Annotated in this window: 11 protein-coding genes; 5 read left to right on the plus strand and 6 right to left on the minus strand. The window is 75.6% G+C overall.

Annotated elements, in window-relative coordinates:
- Nucleotides 1–133: 133 nt before the first annotated feature.
- The gene (locus ACOQFB_RS03490; protein WP_059438990.1) at nt 134–1,306 is read right to left on the minus strand and encodes a cache domain-containing protein; all 1,173 of its coding nucleotides are present in this window, start codon (nt 1,304–1,306) and stop codon (nt 134–136) included.
- Between the two features lie 229 nt (nt 1,307–1,535).
- On the opposite strand from ACOQFB_RS03490, the gene ACOQFB_RS03495 reads away from it, so the two are divergent.
- Nucleotides 1,536–4,325 carry a M16 family metallopeptidase gene (locus ACOQFB_RS03495; RefSeq protein ID WP_421608649.1) on the plus strand — a complete coding sequence of 930 codons (2,790 nt, stop codon included), beginning with the start codon at nt 1,536–1,538 and terminating at the stop codon, nt 4,323–4,325.
- Between the two features lie 224 nt (nt 4,326–4,549).
- Here the strand turns inward: ACOQFB_RS03495 and ACOQFB_RS03500 are convergent, their stop codons facing one another.
- Nucleotides 4,550–5,155, minus strand: coding sequence for a glutathione S-transferase family protein (locus ACOQFB_RS03500; RefSeq protein ID WP_421608650.1), 606 nt, complete (start codon nt 5,153–5,155; stop codon nt 4,550–4,552).
- A gap of 82 nt (nt 5,156–5,237) precedes the next feature.
- On the opposite strand from ACOQFB_RS03500, the gene ACOQFB_RS03505 reads away from it, so the two are divergent.
- On the plus strand, nt 5,238–6,134 hold the full coding sequence (locus tag ACOQFB_RS03505; RefSeq protein ID WP_421608651.1) for an RluA family pseudouridine synthase: 897 nt from the start codon (nt 5,238–5,240) through the stop codon (nt 6,132–6,134).
- A gap of 18 nt (nt 6,135–6,152) precedes the next feature.
- On the opposite strand, the gene ACOQFB_RS03510 is transcribed toward ACOQFB_RS03505, so the two are convergent.
- Nucleotides 6,153–7,367, minus strand: a complete 1,215-nt coding sequence (locus tag ACOQFB_RS03510) for an MFS transporter (RefSeq protein ID WP_421608652.1) — start codon at nt 7,365–7,367, stop codon at nt 6,153–6,155.
- 149 nt (nt 7,368–7,516) lie between these two features.
- On the opposite strand from ACOQFB_RS03510, the gene ACOQFB_RS03515 reads away from it, so the two are divergent.
- A complete protein-coding gene (locus ACOQFB_RS03515) occupies nt 7,517–8,431 on the plus strand; it encodes an aspartyl/asparaginyl beta-hydroxylase domain-containing protein (protein ID WP_059439001.1) in 915 nt (304 codons plus the stop codon).
- Nucleotides 8,432–8,443: 12 nt separating this feature from the next.
- Here the strand turns inward: ACOQFB_RS03515 and ACOQFB_RS03520 are convergent, their stop codons facing one another.
- The gene (locus ACOQFB_RS03520; RefSeq protein WP_237758152.1) at nt 8,444–9,091 is read right to left on the minus strand and encodes a CGNR zinc finger domain-containing protein; all 648 of its coding nucleotides are present in this window, start codon (nt 9,089–9,091) and stop codon (nt 8,444–8,446) included.
- A gap of 121 nt (nt 9,092–9,212) precedes the next feature.
- Between ACOQFB_RS03520 and ACOQFB_RS03525 the strand changes: the two genes are divergently transcribed.
- Nucleotides 9,213–9,425 (plus strand): hypothetical protein, encoded by a 213-nt coding sequence (locus ACOQFB_RS03525; protein WP_059439000.1) that lies wholly within the window; start codon nt 9,213–9,215, stop codon nt 9,423–9,425.
- Nucleotides 9,426–9,436: 11 nt separating this feature from the next.
- Here ACOQFB_RS03525 and ACOQFB_RS03530 read toward each other — a convergent pair whose 3' ends face one another.
- On the minus strand, nt 9,437–9,898 hold the full coding sequence (locus ACOQFB_RS03530; RefSeq protein ID WP_421608653.1) for a DoxX family protein: 462 nt from the start codon (nt 9,896–9,898) through the stop codon (nt 9,437–9,439).
- Nucleotides 9,899–10,076: 178 nt separating this feature from the next.
- On the opposite strand from ACOQFB_RS03530, the gene ACOQFB_RS03535 reads away from it, so the two are divergent.
- Nucleotides 10,077–12,092, plus strand: coding sequence for an ATP-dependent helicase (locus ACOQFB_RS03535; RefSeq protein WP_059438998.1), 2,016 nt, complete (start codon nt 10,077–10,079; stop codon nt 12,090–12,092).
- A 3-nt stretch (nt 12,093–12,095) separates the two neighbouring features.
- Here the strand turns inward: ACOQFB_RS03535 and ACOQFB_RS03540 are convergent, their stop codons facing one another.
- A complete protein-coding gene (locus ACOQFB_RS03540) occupies nt 12,096–13,265 on the minus strand; it encodes a WD40/YVTN/BNR-like repeat-containing protein (RefSeq protein WP_059438997.1) in 1,170 nt (389 codons plus the stop codon).
- Nucleotides 13,266–13,339 lie beyond the last annotated feature (74 nt).

Below are 13,339 nucleotides of genomic sequence, written 5' to 3' on the forward strand. Positions count from 1 at the left end.
CGGCGCCGGCCGGCGCCGGGGCGCCCGTGCCACGCTCCTCGGCTGCGCGCGGTTCCGCCATGATCCCCTTGGCCGATTCCCTCCGGCCCAGGCGCAGGATGCGCCCGCGGGATCCGTGCGGCCTTGCCTCGGGTCAACCGTCGCGGCCGGGGGACGATGCGTCGCGCGGCAACTCGTCGCGGCTGGGGAAGAGCGCCCGCCGCAGCAGCACCTCGAGCCGGGCGATCTCGTCGTCGGTGAGCTCGACCACCCGCCCCGGCGGAAGCCGCTGCTGCGCGGCCTCGCGCTCCAGGCGGCGCTCCAGCCGGCGCAGCCGCGCGAACACCGCGTAGTGCAGCAGCGCCGCGAGCAGCGCGGCCAGCACCGCGCCGAGCCCGGCCAGCACCATGAACGAGCGGAGCATGGCGGCGCGCGCCGCGCCGTGCTCCGCGCTGAAGTCGTGCAGCACGAACAGGCCGCCCACCTTGCGCCCGCCCGCGTCGCGCAGCGGGAAGATGCCGCGCATGTACGCGCGGTCGTCGCGGACCACCTCGCCGAGCGCGACGCCGTCGTCCGGCAGCACCTCGAGGTCGCCCTCGTAGTCGATGATCCCCTCGGTGAAGGTCGTGGTGTCCACCACCACCACGTCGGCCCGGTCGTTCCAGGTGTTGGAGCGCTCGCCGAGCACCTCGGCCCAGCGCCGCTGGTCGAGGAACCGCTTCTTCACCAGGATCCCGTAGTCGTCGCCGGTGCGCGACTTCATCGCGCCCAGGAAGTGGTCGATCTCCTCGGCCAGCTCGAGGTACCCGACCACCTTCCCGTCCTGGATCCAGGGCCGGACCACCCGCAGCGCGAACGCGGTGCGCCCCAGCTCCTTGCCCGCGCCCAGGTCGGCGGTCTCCACCGCGCGCCGGAACGTCACCCGCTCGACCTTGTCGCCGCGCAGCTCGGGTCGGTGGACCCGGAGGAACACGGTCGCGTCGGGCTCGGGGGCGATGAAGTACCAGTGGGTGATCCGGTCCCGCTCGCGCATCGTCTCGAACAGCGGGGCGGCGAGCGCCAGCAGGCGCTCGCGGTCGCGCGCCACGAAGGCCTGGCGGAGGTCGTCCCTCGACAGCAGCGCGTCGAGCGTGGCCGAGAGCTTCTCGATCTCGGCCCGCTCCTGCGAGGCGAACGCCTCGGCCGCGCCGCGCAGCCGCTCGGTGCCGGCCTGCTCCACCTGCTGCTCGACGATCCCGCCGCTCAGGCGGGCGCCGAGGAGCGCCGCCCCGGCGCAGAGGGCGAAGAGGGCGACGAGGAGCCGGAGCTCGAGGGATACGGAGCGCATGGTGGGCGGGCGGGGAGGGTCGGCTGGGGGAAGACGGCGGGTTGCCGCTGCCCCGGAACGCTATCATGCGCCGCGGGTGCGTGGTGACCGGCCCGCGAAGCCCCTGCGCGGACGGTGCGTGCGTGTGCGCGGGCCGGGTGCGCGGCGTCGCGCACCCCCGGCCGGGTTCGAGGCGGCGGCGGCCGTCACGTCCGCCGGATCCCGGCCTCTGCGACCGAACGGAGCCCACATGCCCAACCGCCTCCTCGCATCCCTCACCCTCGCCGGCTTCGCAGCCCTGGCCGCCCTTCCCGCGCCCGCCGCCGCCGCTCCCGCCGCGGCCGCCGTGCGCCTGCCGGAGATCCCGGACCTGCCGTACGTGAAGAGCGTGCTGCCGAACGGCCTCACGCTCATCGTCCACGAGGACCACAAGGCGCCCATCGTGGCGGTGAACGTCTGGTACCACGTCGGCTCCAAGAACGAGCGGCCGGGCAAGACCGGGTTCGCGCACCTCTTCGAGCACCTGATGTTCAACGGCTCGGAGCACTTCGACGACGACTGGTTCAAGGTGCTGGAGCGCGTCGGCGCCACCGACCTGAACGGCACCACCAGCAACGACCGGACCAACTACTTCCAGAACGTGCCGGTGTCGGCGCTCGACACGGTGCTGTGGATGGAGTCCGACCGCATGGGCCACCTGCTCGGCGCCATCACGCAGGCGCGCCTCGACGAGCAGCGCGGGGTCGTCCAGAACGAGAAGCGCCAGGGCGAGAACCAGCCGTACGGGCGCGCGTACGACGTGATGACGCCGTCGCTCTACCCGAAGGCGCACCCGTACTCCTGGACCGTGATCGGCTCGATGGAGGATCTGCAGGCCGCCTCGCTCGCGGACGTGAAGGAGTGGTTCAGCACCTACTACGGCGCGAGCAACGCGGTGCTGGTGGTGGCCGGCGACGTGAAGCCGGACGAGGTGCGCAAGAAGGTCGAGCACTACTTCGGCGACGTCCCGCCCGGCGAGCCCATCGCCAAGCAGCAGGCCTGGATCGCGAAGCGCACCGGCGAGCAGCGCCAGGTGATGCAGGATCGGGTGCCGCAGGCCCGCGCCTACCTGGTGTGGAACACGCCGGAGTGGGGCCACCCGGACGACGACCTGCTCACGCTCGCGGCCCGGGTGCTCGCGTCGGGGAAGAGCTCGCGGCTCTACAAGCGGCTGGTCTACGACGAGCGGATCGCCACCGACGTGAGCGCCGACCCGGGCACCGGCGAGATCGGCTCGACGTTCTTCGTCGAGGCGACCGCGAAGCCCGGCGGCGACCTGGCGAAGGTCGAGCGCGCGGTGCGCGAGGAGGTGGCGCGGCTGGTGGCGCAGGGGCCGACCGCCGAGGAGCTGGTGCGGGCCAAGACCGGCATCCTCGCCGGGTTCGTGCGCGGGGTGGAGCGCATCGGCGGCTTCGGCGGCGTCTCCGACGTGCTCGCCGAGAACCAGGTCTACGGCGGGACGCCGGACGCCTACCGCACCCGGCTCGGGCGCATCCGCTCGGCCACCGCCGCCCAGGTCCGCGACGCCTGCCGCCGCTGGCTCTCCGACGGCGTCTACGTGCTCTCGGTGCTGCCGTTCCCCGAGCTGCACGCCGCCGCCACCGGCGCCGATCGCAAGGTGCGGCCCGAGCCCGGGCCGGCGCCGGCGCCCCGCTTCCCGGCGTTCACGCGCCACCAGCTCTCCAACGGCCTGAAGGTCGTGGTGGCGGAGCGCCACGCGGTCCCGGACGTGCAGCTCGACCTGCTGGTGGACGCGGGCTACGCCTCCGACCAGCACGGCGCGCCCGGGCTCGCGAAGCTCGCGACGGCCATGCTGGACGAGGGCACCCGCGCGCGCTCCGCGCTGGAGATCTCCGACACGCTCCAGCGGCTCGGGGCGCGCCTGGAGACCGGCGCGGACCTCGACACCTCGCTGGTGAGCATGGCGGCGCTGCGCGCGAACCTCGACGCGTCGCTCTCGCTGTTCGCCGACGTGGTGGTGAACCCGGTGTTCCCGGAGGCCGACTTCGAGCGGCTGAAGGCCCAGCAGCTCGCGGGCCTCGGGCAGGAGGCGGCGCAGCCGGTGACGGCCGCGTTCCGCATCCTGCCGCGCCTGCTCTACGGCGAGGGGCACGCCTACTCCAACCCGCTCACCGGCTCCGGCACCGCGGCCACGGTCGGGAAGCTCACCCGCGCGGACGCGGCGCGCTGGCACGCCACCTGGGTGAAGCCGAACAACGCCACGCTGGTGGTGGTGGGCGACACCACCGCCGCGGAGATCGTGCCGAAGCTGGAGCGGCTGCTGGGCGGCTGGAAGGCGGGCGACGTCCCGAGGAAGAACCTGGCGCAGGTGGCGCTGCCGGCGGGGCAGCGGGTGTTCCTGCTCGACCGGCCCGGGTCGATCCAGTCGGTGGTGATCGCGGGCCAGGTCGCCCCGCCGCGGGCGAACCCCGAGGAGATCGCGCAGACCGCCATGAACACGGTGCTGGGCGGCGCGTTCACCTCGCGCCTCAACATGAACCTGCGCGAGGACAAGCACTGGTCGTACGGCGCCCGGGCGCTGCTCACCGACGCCCGCGGGCAGCGGCCGTTCTTCGCGCTCGCCCCGGTGCAGGCCGACAAGACCAGGGAGACGGTGCTGGAGATCCGCAAGGAGCTGGCCGGCATCCGCGGCGCGAAGCCCATCACCGCCGAGGAGGCGGCCGTGGCGCGGGGCACGCTCACGCTGTCGCTGCCCGGCCGCTGGGAGACCTCGCGGGCGGTGGCCCGGTCCATCGCGCAGATCGTCCGCTTCGGCTTCGACGATCGCTACTTCGACGGCTTCGCGCAGAAGGTGGCCGCGCTCGGCCCGAAGGACCTCGCCGACGCGGCCCGCATGGTGGAGCCGGACCGCGTCACCTGGGTGATCATCGGCGACCGCGCCAAGATCGAGCCCGGGCTGCGCGAGATCGGCCTCGGGCAGATCCAGCTCGTGGACGCCGACGGCACCGTGAAGCCCACGGCGGCGGCGGCGGCGCGCTGAACGACAGCGCGTGAGCCGCTGGCGCGGCTCACGCTGTCGTTCAGCGAGGTTCTGACGGGGCTGCGCCCCGCCCCACGGACCCTGAGCCTGTCGAAGGGGCCGCGGGGCCCCACCCGGCTGCGCGGGTCCCGTGACCTCGCGCGCCCGCGTTCGCGGGCTCGCGCGAGGTCCCCGCGGGCGCGGCTGCGCCGCGCGGGGGCCGCGCGTAGCCCGCCGTGCGCGAATCAGTCCGCGATGGCCCGCTTCCAGGCGGGCCGCGCCTTCACGCCGGCGAGCCAGGCCGCCAGCGCCGGCATGCCGTCGATGCCGCCCACCAGCGCCTTGCCCCAGGAGGCCACCGCGCCGGTCACCAGGTCGGCCACGCCGAACGCGTCGCCGGCGAGGAACGGGCGGGTCCGGAGCGCGAGGTCGAGGACGCGCGCGCCCTCCAGGAACCGGGCCTTCTCGGCCTCGATCGCGGCCGCGTCGCGCTCCCCCTCGGGCGGCCGGAGCAGCCCGTGCAGCACCTCGAGCGGCGGCTCCAGCTCGTCCATGGCGAAGAACAGCCACTGGTAGGTGAGCGCGCGGCCCGGCGTCCCGGCCGGCGGGAGCATCCCCTTCTCCGGGAAGCGCTCGGCGAGCCACAGGCAGATCGCGGCCGACTCGAAGATGCGGACCTCGCCGTCCTCCAGCACCGGCACGCGGCCCTGCGGGTGGCGGGCGAGGTGCTCCGGCGTGCGCAGCGCGCCGGCGGCGCGGTCGAGCCGGACCAGCTCGTAGGGAACGCCCATCTCCTCCAGCAGCCAGCGGGGGCGGGTGGCCCGCGTGCGCGGCGCGTAGTAGAGCTTCATCCCGGTGTCCTCCGTGAAGGGTTCGGATCGTTCTAGACCGGGTCGCGGCCCCGCGGGGCCCGGAAGAAGGGGGCCGTTCACGGTGGGTGCGCCCGCCGCGCCGGAGCTCCTGCGCGTGCCCCGCGAGGCGGCCGGCGCCCGGCTGGACCGCTGGCTGGCCGCCGCGCTCGGCGCGACCGCGGAGCGCACCCGCTGGCTGGTGGAGACGGGCCGGGTGCGCATCCGGGGGAAGGCCTGCTCGCCGCACCGCAAGCTGTTCGGCGGCGAGGAGGTGGCGGTCGAGCGCCCCGCGCCGCGCGCGGCCGGGGCGGCGGGCCCGGCGCTGGCGGTGCTGTACGACGACCCGGACTGCCTGGTGGTGGCGAAGCCGCCCGGGCTCGCGGTGGAGGCGGCGGCGCCCGGCGGCGCGTCGGCCGTCGCGGCGGCGAGCCGCCTCGGCGCGTTCGACGTGGACGGCCGCGCCGCGCCCGGCCTGGCGCACCGGCTCGATCGCGACACGAGCGGCGCGCTGCTGCTGGCGCGCCACGACCGGGCGCTGGCCGCGCTGCGCGCCGCGTTCGAGGCCGGCGCGGTCGAGAAGGAGTACCTGGTGCTGGTGGCCGGCGCCCCGCCGCCGGACGGGCGCCTCGACACGCCCTACGGGCGCGACCCGGAGGATCCGCGCCGCTTCACCACGCGGTTCCCGTCCGCCCGGCGCGCGCGGCTGTCCTGGACGGTGGAGCGCCCGCTCCGCGGCGCCGCGCTCCTGCGGGTCCGGCTCGAGACCGGGCGCACCCACCAGATCCGCGTGCAGCTCGCCGAGGCGGGGTTCCCGGTGCTGGGCGACGCGGTGTACGGCGTCCGCGCCGAGGCGATCGCGCGGCAGGCGCTCCACGCCGAGCGGCTGGCGTTCCCGCGGCCGTCGGACGGCGCGCGCGTGGAGGTGCGGGCGCCGGTGCCCGAGGACCTGGAGCGGGCCGTCGCCGTGCTCGCGGGCTGAGCGCCGCCGGCCGGGCCCTCACCCGCGCGGCGCGGCGCGGAGCCCCACCGGCCGCCACGCCAGCCCCGCCAGCGCGAGCGCGCAGAAGGCGGCGCCGGCGCGGAAGGTGGCGGCCGGGCCGAGCCGGTCCCAGAGCAGCCCGGCCAGGCCGCTCGCGATCAGCATCGCGACGCCGCTCACCAGGTTGAACACGCCGAACGCGGTGCCGCGCAGGTCGGGGGGCGCGGTCTCGGCGACCAGGCTCGCGAGCAGCCCCTGCGTCAGCCCCATGTGCACGCCCCACAGCGCGACGCCGGCGACCACCACCGGCCAGCCGCCCTCGTGCGCCAGCACCAGGTCGGCGGCTACGAGCACCGCCAGGCCGGCGGCCAGCAGCCGCGCGTGGCCGGCGCGATCCGAGAGGCGGCCGGCCGGGTAGGCGACGAGCGCGTACACCAGGTTCATCGCCACCATCACGAGCGGCACGAGCGCGAGCGGGATCCCGCCCTGGCGCGCGCGCAGCACCAGGAACGCCTCGCTGAAGCGGGCCAGCGTGAACACCGCCCCGAGCGCCACCACCCACCGGTACTCGCCGCCGAGCCGGCGCAGCGCCTCGCGGCGGATGGGGTTCCGCCGGCGCGCGCCGGCGTGGCGCTCCGGCTCCCGGACGCCGGCCGCGAGCAGCAGGACCGAGAGCGCCCCCGGGATCACCGCGACCCAGAACACCCGGCGGAAGTCGCCGGCCCACAGCAGCATGAGGCCGGTGGCGGCGAGCGGGCCCAGGAACGCGCCCACCGTGTCGAGCGACTGGCGCAGGCCGAACGCGGCCCCGCGCACCGCCGGCGGCGTGAGGTCGGCCACCAGCGCGTCGCGGGGCGCGCCGCGCACCCCCTTGCCCACGCGGTCGAGCAGCCGCGCCGCGAGCACCACCGCGGACGAGGGCGCGACGGCGAACAGGGGCTTCGTGGCGGCGCCGAGCGCGTAGCCGGCCACCGCCAGCGCCTTGCGCCGCCCGAGCGCGTCGCTCAGCACGCCCGAGAACACCTTCACCACCAGCGCCGTGGACTCGGCCAGCCCCTCGACCACGCCCACCGTCAGCGCGCCCGCGCCGAGCGCGGTCACCATGAACAGGGGCAGGAGCGCGTGGATCATCTCCGAGGAGACGTCCATGAGCAGGCTGACGCCGCCCAGCACCCACACGCCCGCGGGGATCCGCTCCGGCGGGCGCCGCCGCTCGTCGACCTGCGCCTGCACGGTCCGCCCCTCCCGCGCCGGGCCGCCCACCCGGCCGCGCGGACACATTAGATCGCCGCGGCGCCCGCCGCGCGCGGTGCGCGCGCCGGGTCCGCGGGATCCCCGCCCGGGAGCGGCCCGCGCGCGTCCCGCGTCATAGAGACGCGGCCGTGAACCCAGCCCTCGTGCTGAAGCTCGGCGCCGTCGGTGCGCTGGTCGGCTCCGCCGCCTACGTGCACCTTCGCGGCCGCGTCCGCCACTCCTTCTTCCGGCAGCTCACCGACCACTCGACGTTCCTCGCGCCCGTGAACGCGCTCGTCTACCTCGCGTCCGCGGTCCCGAGCCGCCCGTTCCTCGACCTCGGCGACTTCCCCGCGCTGGCGCCGCTCCAGGCGCACTGGCGGGAGATCCGCGACGAGGCGCTGCGCCTCCAGTCCGAGGAGCGCATCCGCGCGGCCGACGGCCACGTGGACGCGGGGTTCAACTCGTTCTTCCGCCGCGGCTGGAAGCGCTTCTACCTCAAGTGGTACGGCGAGCCGCTCCCCTCGGCGCGCGCCCGCTGCCCGCGCACCGTCGAGCTGCTGGAGGCGATCCCCGGGGTGCGCGCGGCGATGTTCGCGCTCCTGCCGCCGGGCGGGACGCTCATGGCGCACCGCGATCCGTTCGCGGGCTCGATCCGCTACCACCTCGGCCTGGTCACGCCCGGCTCGGACGCGTGCCGCATCGTGGTGGACGGCGAGCCGTACGCCTGGCACGACGGCGAGGCGGTGCTGTTCGACGAGACCTACGTCCACCACGCGGTGAACCAGACCGACCAGGCGCGCATCATCCTGTTCTGCGACGTGGAGCGGCCCATGCGCTGGCGCGCGGCCGGCCGGATGAACCGCTGGCTCGGCGATCACCTGATGCGCGCCAGCCGGACCCGGAACGAGGACGGCGAGGAGATCGGGTGGGTGAACCGCGCGTTCTCGCGCGTCTACCAGGTGCGGCTGGTGGGCAAGCGGCTCAAGGCCTGGAACCGGCCCACCTACTACGCCGTGAAGTTCGCGCTGCTGGGCGGGCTGGCCTGGCTGCTGCTGGCGTGACGGCGTGGCGGGCTAGCTCTCCCGCTGCTCGCGGGCGCGCTGGTGGTGGCGGCGCGCCTTGGCCTTGTTGCCGCAGTCCTGCATCGAGCACCAGCGGCGCGTGCCGGCGCGGGTCTCGTCCACGAACAGCCAGCTGCACTCGTGCGTCTCGAACAGCCCGCAGACGCGCACCCGGTCGGCCTCGGCGCCGGAGGTGAGCACGTCGGCCGCGGAGGCGACCACCGGCCAGAGCGGCGCGTCCAGCGCGCCGGCGTCCGCCTCCCAGGCCAGCGCGAACGCGTCGCCGCGGCGCTCCAGCCGCCGGTGCGCGAGCGCCGCGCCCAGCGCCGTCGAGAGCCGCTCCACGTCCTCGCCGGCGGGCGCCCGCCGCTCCGCCCGCGCCAGGAAGATCCGGTACAGCGCCTCGCGCAGCGCGATCGCGTCCGCGAACGCGCGCTCCGCCTCGGCGGGGCGCCGGCGCGCCTCGGCCAGGAGGCGGCGGGCGCGCGCGTCGTCCACCGCGCCGGCCTGCCGCGCGAACTCGACGAGATCCGGGTAGCCGGCCAGGCGCTCCCTCGGCGTCACGCCGCGCATCCCGCCGACGGTGTTGGCGAAGTCCAGGCAGAGGCGCCCGCCGGAGAGGTCGAACTGGAAGGGGGGCTGGGTCACGGACGCGGTCACGGAGGCTCCTTTAACCGGCATGATGCCACTTGACAGGTTAGATGGCCAGGGTCAAGCTGTAACCATCTAAACGCGGTTTGCCGGTTATACGCCCGGTATGCCGGTTACAAGGAGAGAGGCCATGGCCCGTTCCGCGAATCCGACCGTCCCCCGCGCCGCGAAGGCCGACGGCTGGCGAAGGCTGATGGACCTGCTGGGGAGCCTGCTGATCCTGGCGGTGTGGCTGTCGCTCTGGGCCTGGGTGGCCGTCGGCGTGGCCGCGCCGCTCGGGCGGATCGGCGCCGGCGCGCCGGGGGCCGCGGTGAGCGCGACGTTGCAGACCCCGGGCGCCTGACGCCGGGACGCCTAGCCTGCCGCCGGGAGCGCCGAGGGGGCGCGCCCGGCGGAGAGCCGGCGCACCAGCGCGCGGTCCACCGAGAGGCGGCCGCCGCCGGTCACGACGAGCGGCAGCGCCAGGCCGAGCGCGAGCAGGTGGTACTCGAAGCCGTCCGGCGCGAAGAACCCGTGCTGCCCGTGCACGGTGACGATGGCGCCGACCATCACCGAGGCGATGCCGAGCGCCGCCAGCCGGGAGAGCACGCCGGCCACGAGCATGAGCGCGCCGACCGACTCGGCGAGGATCACGAGCAGCGCGAGCAGCCAGGGCAGGCCCATGCCCGTGGTGAAGCCGGAGAGGGTGGCCTCCAGGCCGCGGCCGCCGAACCAGCCGAGGAGCTTCTGGGCGCCGTGCGGGAAGATCACCAGGCCCAGCACGACGCGCTGGAACAGGCGGGTGGAGGAGTCGTCGGTCTCGAGGAAACGGATCATGGTGGGGGGACCTCCGGTGTGTGGACCGGCGTACTCCTAACGGCCGCGGCCCGCCCCGGTGCGGCAAAACGGGGAACTCACGGTTGCGCGCCGCGCGACGGCGCGGGCCCGGCGCCGCGCCGGGATTTTCAAGTCTTGCGGGCGACCCGTGGGCGTGCCAGATACGCGACCCCGCGCCATGCTCGACCTCTCCACCCTCAACCCGCCGCAGCGCGAGGCGGTGATGACCACCGAGGGCCCGCTGCTGGTGCTCGCGGGCGCGGGCTCGGGCAAGACCCGCGTCATCGCGCACCGGGTCGCCTACCTGCTCGTACAGGGCGTGGACCCGGAGCAGGTGCTCGCCGTCACGTTCACCAACAAGGCGGCGGGCGAGATGCGCGAGCGGGTGGCCGCGCTGGCGGGTCCGCCCGGGGTGGACGTGTTCGTCTCCACCTTCCACAGCTTCGGCCTGTGGCTCCTCCAGCAGGAGCACGAGGCGGCCGGCCTGCCGCGCCGCTTCGCCATCTGCGACGCCGGGGACCAGCTCGCGCTCGTGAAGCGCTGCATGCGCGAGGTGAGCGTGGACGACCGGAAGTTCGACGCGCACCGGGTGCTCTCGCTCGTGTCGCGCGCGAAGAACGCCGGCAAGAAGCGGATCGTGCCGCGCGAGGCGGGGCAGGGCGACGACTACGACCTCGTCGCCGCCGAGGTGTACCCGCGCTACGAGAAGGCGCTCCGCGCCATGCGCTCGGTGGACTTCGACGACCTCATCGCCCGGCCGGTGGCGATGCTGGCGCACGACCCCGCGCTGCGCGCCCGCTGCCAGGAGCGCTTCCGGTACCTGCTGGTGGACGAGTACCAGGACACCAACGCCGCCCAGCTCGAGCTGCTGAAGCTGCTCTCCGGCGAGCGGCGGAACGTGTGCGCGGTGGGCGACGACGACCAGGCCATCTACGGCTGGCGCGGCGCCGAGGTGAAGAACATCCTGCGCTTCGAGCGGCACTTCCCCGGCGCGAAGGAGGTCCGCCTCGAGCAGAACTACCGCTCCACCGGCCACATCCTCGCCTGCGCCAACGCGGTCATCGCGAAGAACGCCGCCCGCAAGCCGAAGGCGCTGTTCACCGCCGACGGCCCGGGCGAGCCGGTGCGCGTGGTGGCGCTGCCCGAGGAGGAGGACGAGGCGCGGTTCGTGGCCGAGGAGATCGCCCGCCAGCGCGGCGAGGGCCGGCCCTGGAGCCACTTCGCGGTGCTGTTCCGGCTGAACGCGCTCTCGCGCCCGTTCGAGGAGGCGTTCCGCGAGGGCTCCATGCCGTACAAGGTGCACGGCGGGCCCGCCTTCTTCGACCGCTCCGAGGTGCGCGACCTGCTCGCGTACCTGAAGCTCTGCGTGCAGCCCGAGGACGACGTGTCCCTCTCGCGCATCGTGAACGTGCCGCCGCGCGGGATCGGCGACACGTCCATGGAGCGGGTGCACGACTGGGCCATCCCGCGGAAGCTCCACCTGCTCGAGGCGCTGCGCCGGGCGGCGGAGATCCCGGACCTGCCGCGCGGCGCCGCCGAGAAGGTCGCCGCGTTCGTGTCGCTGGTGGACCGGTTCCAGGCGCGCTTCCGCGAGGGGCCGGTGTCGGAGGCCGCGCGCGCGCTGGTGGCGGAGGTGGACCTGTTCAGCCACGTGCGCGCCGGCGTGCAGTCGCTCGAGGCGGGATCGCGCCGGGTGGACGCGCTGGAGGGGCTGCTGCGCTCGCTCGACGGCTACGTCCAGCGCACCGCGCGCCCCTCGCTCGCCACCTGGCTGCAGCGCCTCGCGCTCGACTCGCGCGAGGAGGAGGATCCGGCCGGGGAGGGCGGGATCACGCTCATGACGCTGCACGCGGCGAAGGGGCTCGAGTTCCCGGTGGTGTTCCTGGTGGGCGTCGAGGAGGACTACCTGCCCTGCGCCGGGATCCAGGGCGAGGCCCGCGACCTCGACGAGGAGCGGCGGCTCGCGTACGTCGGCATCACCCGCGCGCGCGAGCGGCTCTACCTGACGCGCGTCGCGGCGCGCTCCAAGCGCGGGAAGCTCCTGCCCCGCACCCCGTCGCGCTTCCTCGACGACCTGCCCGCCGCGGCCCACGAGCAGGTGGACCCGGCCGCGCTCGCCGCGCCGCCGCAGGAGGTGGCGGCGCACACCGAGAGCGTCATGGCCGCGCTGCGGGCCCGCCTGGGCGGGCGCTGACCGTCAGGGTCCGGCGGAGGGCGCGAGCAGCACGTACCCCGCGCCGCCCGGTCCGAAGCCCTCGCAGTTCTGGACCTCCACCACCACCTCGCCGCTCGCGAGCTGCCAGTTCGCGTCGGCGCGCGCCGTCGAGTCGGGCGAGAGCCGCGGGCAGGCGAACACCTCGTCGAAGGCGTCGCCGTCCGCGGACGCGAACAGATGGGCCGACACGTCGCCGGCCGGGTAGACGTCGCCGCCCGGCTCGTGCGCGGCGCCGACCAGGTAGCCGCCCCCGCGCAGCGCGAGCGCCGAGTAGCTCGGGCCGGGCAGCCGGAAGCCGGCCGCGTACGCGCCGCCGAGCGACAGCGTGATCACCCGCGGCTCGACCAGCATGTACGGGGAGTCGATGCCGCCGAGCAGCCCGTCCCTCGTCGCCACCGCGCGGACCAGCACGCCGCCCTCGAGCGGGCCGCGCACCAGCGCCTGGGTGCGGCCGCCGTCGAAGGAGAGGTACGCGCCGCCGGCCCGGTCCCCGTAGAACAGCCAGAGCGCGCCCGTGGCCGGGTCGGCGAGCAGGCCGTGCCCGTGGCGGTGCTCGGAGGTCTCGGCGCGCACCGACCAGGTGAGGCCGGCGTCGGCGCTCGCCCACAGGCGGATGGGCACGCTGGCGCCGGTGAACGACTGGTACTCGAGCAGGAACGTCTCGCCGCCCAGCTCCGCCACGCTGCCCGGGGTCAGCATGCGGTAGTCGCCCAGCGAGAGGACGTCGGTCCAGGTCCGGCCGCCGTCGCCGGAGCGGGAGATCAGGTGGCCGGTCGCGTCGGCCGTGTCGGCGAGCAGCGCGCCGCCCGAGAGGGTGGTGAAGACGCGGATCCCGCGGCCGCCCGGCGTCGGGCCGCGCGGCGTCCAGGTGCGACCGTCGGTGCTGGCGTGGATCCGCGGCGGACCGGAGAGGTTCACGGCGTAGGCGGTCCCGTCCGCGCCGATCCCGAGGAACCGGAAGCCGGTCGCGGTGAACGACACCCCCAGGCGCGGCGGGAGGCTGGATCCGCCGGTCGGGGGAGGGGTGACGACCGGTGGGGTGGGGACCGCCGGGACCGGACCCCGATCGGCCGTCCCCCCGCCCCGCCCGCCGCCCCCGCACGCGGCGAGCAGCAACACCGCGCCCAGCGCCCCGATCCGCCGATCGGCCATACGCCCCTCCCCCGAGCGCAACGTGCGCCGCGCGCCGGCGCGCGGCGTCCGCCGGCCGGGGCGGCGAGCGAGGT

This window comes from Anaeromyxobacter sp. Red801 (assembly GCF_049201065.2).
GTDB lineage: Bacteria > Myxococcota > Myxococcia > Myxococcales > Anaeromyxobacteraceae > Anaeromyxobacter.